Below are 8,150 nucleotides of genomic sequence, written 5' to 3' on the forward strand. Positions count from 1 at the left end.
CAAAGCACACACCAACTACCAAACCCGCGCCCGGCAACCCCTGGCCGCCTAACCAAAACAAACAACGAACCTGTCTCAGAAACTTGACGACCGCAAACGCTCTCTCGGTCGGTGAGGGAGCGTTGAGAGTTTAAGGGGTGGTCGGTGAGAGAGCGTTGGGGTTTAGGGGGTGGTCGGTGAGGGAGCGTTGTGGTTTAAGGGGTGGTCGGTGAGAGAGCGTTGGGGTTTAAGGGGTGTTCGGTGAGAGAGCGTTGGGGTTTAGGGGGTGGTCGGTGAGGGAGCGTTGGGGTTTAAGGGTGGTCGGTGAGAGAGCGTTGGTTCATGTGGGGTTGGCCGGGGCTTAACCGGGGGCCGGTAGCGTCGGCGGCGTGCGGGGTGATTTCACGGCTGGGGAGAACGTACGACGGCGGTATGTCGCCTTGGGGGACTCGTTCACCGAGGGCGTTGGCGACCGGAGCGCCGTGCTGCCCAACGGTGTGCGCGGCTGGGCGGACCGGGTGGCCGAAAAGTTGGCCAAGGCTGAGCGGGGCTGGGAGTACGCCAACCTCGCCGTGCGCAGCAAACGTCTCCGAAAGATCATCGATGAGCAGCTTGAACCGGCGCTGGCCATGGAGCCCACGCTCATCACGCTGTATGCGGGTGGCAACGACATCCTGGATTTCGGCACGGACATGGAAGCTTTGCTGAACGATTATGAACTCTTCGTCGCCAGGCTTGCCGGGACCGGTGCAACCCTGGTGCTCTTTACCGGCTACGACGTCAAAGTGTCCGCGGTCCTGGAACCGTTCAAGAAGCGCAACACCCAGTACAACCGGAGGGTCCGCGATGTCGCGGAGAAATACGGCGCGGTCCTGGTGGACTATTGGTGCTTCGACGCCTATCACGATCCCCGCATGTGGGCAGCGGACCGGCTGCACATGTCCAAAGCCGGTCACAAGTACCTGGCAGCACGGGTCCTGGACCAACTGAACATACCCCATAAGATCTCGCCCAAGGAATGGGATCCGCCCTCCAGGATGACCCTGCGCGAGTGGGAACGCAAGCAACGCCGCTGGGTCAACGACTGGGTGCTGCCGCTGTTCGGACGCAAGCTGCGTGGCGTCACGCTGGGGGATTCCCTGAGCCCGCGGTGGCCGCAGCCCGTCAAGGTTCCCCGGAAGGGTGGGCTCAAGAAACTCATGGAAGAGGCCAACACGTGAAGCAGCCCATAAGGTTCGTGGCCCTGGGCGATTCCTTCACGGAAGGAGTGGGGGACAACGATCTCCGTTTGCCCAACAATTGCCGCGGTTGGGCGGACAGGGTGGCGGAAGAGCTCGCGCGCCACGATCCTGCCACCCGCTACTCCAACCTCGCCATTCGGGGCCGCCGTCTCCAGCGGATCATCAATGAACAAATCGAACCGGCCCTGGCCATGCAGCCAACAGTGGTCACGTTCTACGCCGGCGGCAACGATCTCCTGATGGCCCGCCTGAACCTGGCCCGGCTCATGCAGGACTACGAACAGGCAGTAAGGCGCATCAAGGCCAGCGGCGCCACGGTGGTGCTCTTCACCGGGTACAACGTGCCGCTCTCACCGTTGCTCGAACCGCTGAAGCTGCGCACGGCCATCTACAACAGGCACATCCGCCGCATCGCCGCCGCGTACGGGACGCTGCTGGTGGACTATTGGTGCTTCGAGAAGTTCCAGGATCCGCGCATGTGGTCTCCCGACCGCCTGCACATGTCCCGGCCCGGCCATTGCTACATGGCCAAGAAAGTGCTGGAAGTCCTCGGTGCGCCGCACAACCTGACGTCGCCGGCTTTCCCGCCGCCGCGGTCGCGGACGTTTACGAAAAACATCGCCGACGACGTTGCCTGGCTTAAGCGCGACGTCGGGCCCTGGCTTTCGCGCAGGGTCCGTGGAGTGTCCAGCGGCGACCGCCTGGGCGCGCGGTGGCCGGAACTCATGCCAGTGGTGCTCCCGGAGAAACTGGGTACAGCGAAAGCAAGGCCTCAGGAATCCAGCAGGTTCTCGTAGCCGTCGGCGACACTGGTGGCAGTGAACTCGATGATTTCGAAGTCGGCTACACCGTTGCTGTAGAAGGGATCCTTGGACAGTGACTCATCCAAGGTGAGCTTGTCCGCATTGGAGAGCAGGACTCCGCCAATGGCCGGAACACGACGTCCGGACGCAAGGAACACACCGGCGTCGAACGCGTCCTTAAGCCAGGCCATGTGACCCGGCCTGTGGAAGTCGACGATTTCGTCGGGAACTTTGTAGGTCAGGGAGACTACGAACATGTGGCCAGCCTACCGTTTGGGCGGTCAAACACTGATGAAACCGGGGATTCTCCTAAGATGGACCCATGACTGAACCCCGCTGGCTGAACGCTGACGAACGCCGTGCCTGGTTGGCCCTGCTAAGCATCAATACTTTGCTTCCCGCAGCACTGGATACGCAGCTTCAATCGGCCGGGAAACTGTCACTGTTCGACTACAACGTGCTCGCGATGCTGTCCGAAACCGAGGGACGTTTCCTGCCGATGAGCGAGCTGGCGGCCCGCACCAGCGCATCCCTTTCACGCTTGTCGCACGTGGTCACCAAACTCCAGAAACGTGGGTGGGTGGAGCGGCAAGCACACCCCCGCGATGCCCGCGTCACCGTTGCCCACCTGACCGAGGCAGGCATGAACACCATTGTGTCGCTCGCGCCGGCCCACGTGGAGTCGGTGCGCACGCTCATGATGGACTCCCTCAGCACGGAAGACGTTGCCGATTTGGCCCGCATCGGCGAGAAGATCGTGGCGCGGCTGGACAACAACCACTGGATCCTCCGGGACGCGCAGGCCTAGGGACTTTGTAGGCCACAGTGCGCGGGTGGCAGACTGGCGGCATGGAATTTTCTGCGCGCTATGTTGCCTTGGGGGATTCGTTCACGGAGGGTGTCGGCGACGCCGATGCCACCCGCCCCAACGGGGTCCGCGGTTGGGCTGACATCGTGGCCGGGCAGCTTGCACGCAGCAACGAAGGATTCGGTTACGCCAACCTGGCCATCCGCGGCAGGAAACTGCGGCAGATCATGGCCGAACAGGTGGATGCCGCCGTCGAACTCAAACCCACTCTGGTGACCCTGTACGCGGGTGCGAACGACATCCTGCGGCCCAAGATCGATATTGACTCGCTGCTGCAGGATTACGACGCGGGCATCGCCAAGTTAAGCGCGACGGGCGCAACGGTGGTCCTCTTTACCGGTTTCGACGCCCAGGGTTCCAAGGTCTTCAGCACCATGCGTGGCCGGACTGCGATCTACAACGAACTGGTCCGCGAAATCGCAGAGCACCACGGGGCTTTGTTGGTGGACTACTGGCGCTTCGATGAATACGACGATTGGCGCATGTGGGACACCGACCGCATGCACATGTCCACCGCCGGGCACCTGAACATGGCCAAGCGCGTGCTGGAGGTTTTGGAGCACGAGCATGTGATCGAGATTCCGGAGATGGCACCGGAGCGCCTCCTGAGCCGCTCCGAGGCCGTGCGGGAAAACGCCAAGTGGGTGCGGGAGTTCGCAGTTCCCTGGGTGGTCCGCCGCGTGCGGGGCACGTCCTCCGGGGATGGACTGAACCCCAAGTTTCCGGAGTTGGTCCGGCCGCTGTAGCCGTCCTAGGCGGCGCTGCGGAACCCGGGCGTTGCCATCAGCGTGTTTTCTTTGCGGACGGCCAAAACCTCCACGCCCCACTTGTCGACGGCGAGATCCAGCATCCGCGTGCCGCCGGCCACGATTGCCGTTGCCAGCACGTCGGCCGTGACGATCTCCTCTGCCGCCACTGTGACCTGGGCGAACTCGGGCCGCGCTGACCCGACGGCCCAGATGTGGTCCCCGCGTTCGGCGGATCCGGAGGTTGCCATGGCACTCAAACCGGCTTTGCTCCCCGGTCCGAGGGGGTAGGCGCCCAACATTGCCTGCCGGTCCATCGGATCAACAATCCCGGCCAGCCACGGTTGCCCCGCTCCCGGCGAACCGCTGACGGTGACGTCCCCGCCGGCATTGAGGCACCAATCATGCAAGCCAAGGGCAGCCAGGGTGAGGGCGGCTTCGCGCATGGCTTGGGCTTTGACGATTCCGGACAGGTCCAGGATTCCGTCGGATCGCTCCGCAGTGAAGGCGCCTTCGGTGGCTGAACGCCACTCCGCCGCCTCGGCATAACTCGCCTGCATGGACTCGGAAGCGTACGGCAGCGTCAGCTCGCCCCTGGCCAGGCGGCTCGCTTCGGAACCCCCGCGGTAGAGGCTGAACGTCAGGTCCAGTTCGGCAAAGATGGTGCCAACGACGTCGACGGCGGATTCGAGTTCGTCGACGGCCGTTTGGGCGTAGTTTCCGCTCGCCACCGTCAGGCTCACCACGGTGCCCATGCTGCGGAACGTGCGGGTGCGGAGCTGTGGTCCGTCAGAAGTGGGCTGCATCGAGGGCCGCCTGGAGGGACGTGAGGTAGGCGTCGCTGGTTACTGTTGCGCCGCCCACGGTCTGAACGGAGGCCGATTGCGCCTGGAGGACTTCCGAACGCAGCACAGGAGCGGCCCGGCTGCTGATCTGGGCGGACTTCCTTTCCGCGTCGGTCAGCTGGAGCGCGGTGACTTCGGTGATCTTTCCGCCTTGGATGGTCACCTGGACCTGGACTGTACCGAAGCGGGTCTGGACCGCCGCGCCGTCGTAAGTTGCCGCCGTCGTACTTCCGCCGGTGGTGCTGCCGGAACTGGTGCCGGTGCCGCCTGCCGTGCCTGTGCCGCCTGCCGTGGCACTGCTGCTGAGGCTCGTGGTGGTAGCCGTGCCGGTGTCGGCCACGTGCGCTCCGGACTGCCAACCCGCCAGGAGGATTCCTGCGGAAGCAACCGCGGTGGCCATTGCTGCTCGAAGTCTCACCAGTCGAACCTTTCGTAGTGGAGCTGTTCTGCGGGAACGCCGGCAGCTGTGACATCGCGGATCACTGCTTCCGACCACGCTGCAGGGCCGCAGACGTACACATCGGCGTTGGCGATTCCCGGCGCGTAGGACGTGAGGTTGAATCCCGACTGGACCGCCGACTGCGGCAGCCAGCGGTGGTTGCCGGCCGATCGGGGACCGGTCAGGTGGATGAGCGTGACGCCGCGGGCCTGGCACAAGGCCATGATTTCCTGGCCCAGGAAGAGCTCGGAGTCGTCATGCCCCCGGAGCAGGACAGTGGCCTTGCCGGGCTGGAACGGCGTGGATTCGAGCAAGGAACGCAACGGTGTGATGCCAATTCCGGCGCCGATCATCACCACGTGGTTGCGGGCGCGGGCAGCTGTGCTGAACATTCCGTATGGTCCCTCGATGGCCACTTTGGTGCCGGGACGGAGGCGGGCCAGTTTGGCCGAACCGTCTCCGAGGTTCCGGACCGTGACGCGCAGTTTCCCTGCTTGGCCCGGCGCTCCCGGTACAGGCTCGGCGGACAGGCTGAACGGGTGGGCTTCCCACCAATACCCGGGGGCCAGGAACCGCCAGAAGAAGAACCTCCCACCGGAACCGGACAAACGCTCCAGATGCAATCCACTCATCTCGATGCTGAACACATCCGGGGCCACCCGGACCACGCGGCTGACCGTGAGCTGGTGCCTGAAGGTTGCGATGATGGGCTGGACCACGCGGTAGGACGCGAGGGCCACGCCTGTCGCGATGCAGAAGACCATCCAGTACCACCGCTGCCACGTGCCTTCGGCAAAAAGGCCGCCGACGCTGAACTGGTGCGGGATCGCCGTCGCCACGGCTGCGTAGGTGAGCAGATGGATGGCGTACCAGAACTCATAAGGGAACTTTCGCCTGACGGCCACAAGGGACGTCACCACGACGGCGATGAACAAGGCCATGGAGACAAACGCCAGCCACATGTCCGGCACGTTGACCCAGAGCGATACTGATTCACTGATGGGGTCCAGCCCCTCGGCCATGCCGTAGCCGACCGCGATCAGGAGCCCGTGGGCGAGCAGAAGGTACAACGCCGGCTTGCCCAGCTTCTTATGGACCTCGAGTGCGCGGTCGTGCCCGATGGTGTTATCGATGAACGGGATCCGCGCCGCCAGCAGGAGCATGAGCAGCACCAGGTCCATGCCCACCAAACCCGCCACGATGCCCAGGTTCGTCGCTGCTCCGGCGAGGGTGGTGAAGCCCGTCGCGCCGCCGTCGGCGAGCCACAAGGCCACCGCCGCCACCGGCGACAACCACGCGAGGACGCCCAGGACATCCCTCCTCGCCAGCCGTCGTCGGGCCTGTGGATTAAAGCGCTCGACGGCGGCAGGTGCGGTCCGCGGGGCCGGCGAAGGGGGTTCCTGCGCGGGTTCTTCCGCAGCAGCCCGGGGTGTCAGTAGCGATGTCATGAATCAAGACTCGCCGCGCATCCTTTCGATCTGCTGTGAAAGGGCTTGAGTGGGCTTATGATTCCTGATTGGTCTTAATTTGGCCGTACCCGTAGAATAGTTAGGCGCTAGGTAGTGCGGAGCGTGTGCAATTGCTCCGGTTGGCGGTACATGTTGGTTTGAACCAGCATCCCGTGGGCCGGTAGTTAGGGGCTCAAGTTGCGTGCATCCCTGTATTCGCCCAGTATCCCAGGATCTGCTGCAGTGGTTTCCACTGCCCTGTTCTGAAACCTTCTCTTGCCGCGTCATTGCGGATGGATGTGGACTGGACGCGGACGCTGCCTGTCGCACGGTACTGCAGGAAGATCCTGCACGCCGTTACATCAAATTTTTTGGAGGAGAGTCATGGCAGCACACTGCCAAGTGACCGGAGCCGAGCCGGGCTTTGGACACAGCATTTCGCACTCGCACCGCCGCAACAAGCGCCGGTTCGATCCGAACATTCAGAAGAAGCGTTACTGGGTTCCGTCCCTGCGCCGCAACGTCACCCTGACGCTGTCGGCCAAGGGCATCAAGGTAATTGACGCACGAGGCATCGACGCGGTCGTCGCCGAGATCCTGGCACGAGGAGTGAAGCTCTAATGGCAAAGGACAAGGACGTACGTCCCATCATCAAGCTCAAGTCCACTGCGGGCACGGGCTACACCTACGTTACGCGCAAGAACCGTCGTAACGACCCGGACCGCCTGGTCCTGAAGAAGTACGACCCCAAGATTCGCCAGCACGTCGAATTCCGAGAGGAGCGCTAAACACATGGCTAAGAAGTCCAAGATTGCTCGCAACGAGCAGCGCAAGGTCATCGTAGAGCGCTACGCTGCCAAGCGCCTCGAGCTGAAGAAGACCCTGGTTGACCCCAACGCGTCTGACGAAGCCCGCGAAGCTGCACGCCTCGGCCTGCAGAAGCTGCCCCGCAACGCCTCCCCGATCCGTCTGCGTAACCGCGACCAGATCGACGGCCGTCCCCGCGGCACCTTCCAGAAGTTCGGTATCTCCCGCGTTCGCTTCCGCGACATGGCTCACAAGGGTGAGCTGCCGGGTATCACCAAGTCTTCCTGGTAAGCACCTAGCTCTCTAAAGAGGCCGGTAACCGTCATGGTTGCCGGCCTTTTTGGTGCTTAACGGGCCGGTGCTTGGTGCTTAACGGTCCGTTGGCTTGGTGCTTAGCGCGCCGTTGGCTTGGTGCTTAACGTGCCGTGGCGTGCCTGCCTTCCCGCCCAATCGCCGCCGCCCCTTCCGGACGCTCTCTCACCGAACCGCCGTTTCTGCCGGATGCTCTCTCACCGAACCGCCGTTTCCGCCGGACGCTCGCTCACCGAACCGCCGTTTCCGCCGGATGCTCCCTTCTTGGTGGGGCTGTGATGGGCTTCACTTGGGCTTGTTTCGGTGGTTTGACGGGCTGTTGGTCTTGTTTTCCATGTATTCACGGGGTTTTTGGGTGGTGTTGGGGTGGATTTGTGTGGGGGCTGGTTGGCGTGTAATGTTTTCTGAGTCGCCGCGAGGGAGACAGCGTGAAGCTGGGTACCGCGGGTGGCAAACCCCCTTTGATAACGGCCTGAAAAACGGTGCGCTTTCGAGCGTGTCAGTTATCGGGTGGGGCCGATGATCGGTTCGGGAATAGCGGTAACGCTGGTTTGCGAAGTTTCGGTTGTTCGGGTAAGTTTGAAAAGTTGCTCCGGAGCGATCTGGTGGCCTGTGTGGTTGCTGGTGGTGCTGGTTAGTGTCTGTTGTTTGAGAACTCAATA

11 protein-coding genes are annotated in these 8,150 nt (G+C 63.1%); 7 read left to right on the plus strand and 4 right to left on the minus strand.

Annotation, left to right across the window (positions count from 1 at the left end; all coding sequences use genetic code 11):
• The first annotated feature begins 368 nt into the window (after positions 1–368).
• Together ACIPY3_RS22990 and ACIPY3_RS22995 are read left to right on the plus strand one after the other, a co-directional pair.
• A complete protein-coding gene (locus ACIPY3_RS22990) occupies positions 369–1,199 on the plus strand; it encodes an SGNH/GDSL hydrolase family protein (protein ID WP_400337849.1) in 831 nt (276 codons plus the stop codon).
• Positions 1,196–2,017, plus strand: a complete 822-nt coding sequence (locus ACIPY3_RS22995) for an SGNH/GDSL hydrolase family protein (RefSeq protein ID WP_400337852.1) — start codon at positions 1,196–1,198, stop codon at positions 2,015–2,017. The genes ACIPY3_RS22990 and ACIPY3_RS22995 overlap by 4 nt, the downstream gene beginning before the upstream one ends.
• Here ACIPY3_RS22995 and ACIPY3_RS23000 read toward each other — a convergent pair.
• A complete protein-coding gene (locus ACIPY3_RS23000) occupies positions 1,993–2,280 on the minus strand; it encodes a YciI family protein (protein WP_400337854.1) in 288 nt (95 codons plus the stop codon). The two genes, ACIPY3_RS22995 and ACIPY3_RS23000, sit on opposite strands and share 25 nt — an antisense overlap.
• 65 nt (positions 2,281–2,345) lie before the next feature.
• Here ACIPY3_RS23000 and ACIPY3_RS23005 point away from each other — a divergent pair, with 65 nt between their 5' ends.
• Both ACIPY3_RS23005 and ACIPY3_RS23010 read left to right on the plus strand, forming a co-directional pair.
• Complete coding sequence (locus ACIPY3_RS23005; protein ID WP_400337856.1) at positions 2,346–2,831, plus strand: MarR family winged helix-turn-helix transcriptional regulator; 486 nt, start codon at positions 2,346–2,348, stop codon at positions 2,829–2,831.
• Between the two features lie 41 nt (positions 2,832–2,872).
• The gene (locus tag ACIPY3_RS23010; RefSeq protein WP_400337858.1) at positions 2,873–3,637 is read left to right on the plus strand and encodes an SGNH/GDSL hydrolase family protein; all 765 of its coding nucleotides are present in this window, start codon (positions 2,873–2,875) and stop codon (positions 3,635–3,637) included.
• A gap of 5 nt (positions 3,638–3,642) precedes the next feature.
• Here ACIPY3_RS23010 and ACIPY3_RS23015 read toward each other — a convergent pair whose 3' ends face one another.
• From ACIPY3_RS23015 to ACIPY3_RS23025, 3 genes are read right to left on the minus strand one after another with little or no spacing between them, the layout of a single operon-like run.
• On the minus strand, positions 3,643–4,443 hold the full coding sequence (locus tag ACIPY3_RS23015) for an FAD:protein FMN transferase (RefSeq protein WP_400337860.1): 801 nt from the start codon (positions 4,441–4,443) through the stop codon (positions 3,643–3,645).
• Positions 4,427–4,900 (minus strand): FMN-binding protein, encoded by a 474-nt coding sequence (locus ACIPY3_RS23020; protein ID WP_400337862.1) that lies wholly within the window; start codon positions 4,898–4,900, stop codon positions 4,427–4,429. Before ACIPY3_RS23020 ends, ACIPY3_RS23015 begins: the two co-directional genes overlap by 17 nt.
• Positions 4,897–6,369, minus strand: a complete 1,473-nt coding sequence (locus ACIPY3_RS23025) for a ferric reductase-like transmembrane domain-containing protein (RefSeq protein ID WP_400337864.1) — start codon at positions 6,367–6,369, stop codon at positions 4,897–4,899. Before ACIPY3_RS23025 ends, ACIPY3_RS23020 begins: the two co-directional genes overlap by 4 nt.
• Positions 6,370–6,753: 384 nt before the next feature.
• Here ACIPY3_RS23025 and rpmB point away from each other — a divergent pair, with 384 nt between their 5' ends.
• The 3 genes from rpmB to rpsN are packed head-to-tail and all read left to right on the plus strand — an operon-like array spanning position 6,754 to position 7,467.
• Entirely contained in the window at positions 6,754–6,990 is a 237-nt protein-coding gene (gene rpmB / locus ACIPY3_RS23030; protein ID WP_387435675.1) for a 50S ribosomal protein L28, read from the plus strand.
• Positions 6,990–7,157, plus strand: coding sequence for a 50S ribosomal protein L33 (gene rpmG, locus ACIPY3_RS23035; protein ID WP_003798558.1), 168 nt, complete (start codon positions 6,990–6,992; stop codon positions 7,155–7,157). The genes rpmB and rpmG overlap by 1 nt, the downstream gene beginning before the upstream one ends.
• Positions 7,158–7,161: 4 nt before the next feature.
• Positions 7,162–7,467, plus strand: coding sequence for a 30S ribosomal protein S14 (rpsN, locus tag ACIPY3_RS23040; protein ID WP_021474711.1), 306 nt, complete (start codon positions 7,162–7,164; stop codon positions 7,465–7,467).
• Positions 7,468–8,150 lie beyond the last annotated feature (683 nt).

Source organism: Paenarthrobacter sp. NPDC089714, from assembly GCF_044748905.1.
Taxonomy (GTDB): Bacteria; Actinomycetota; Actinomycetes; order Actinomycetales; family Micrococcaceae; genus Arthrobacter.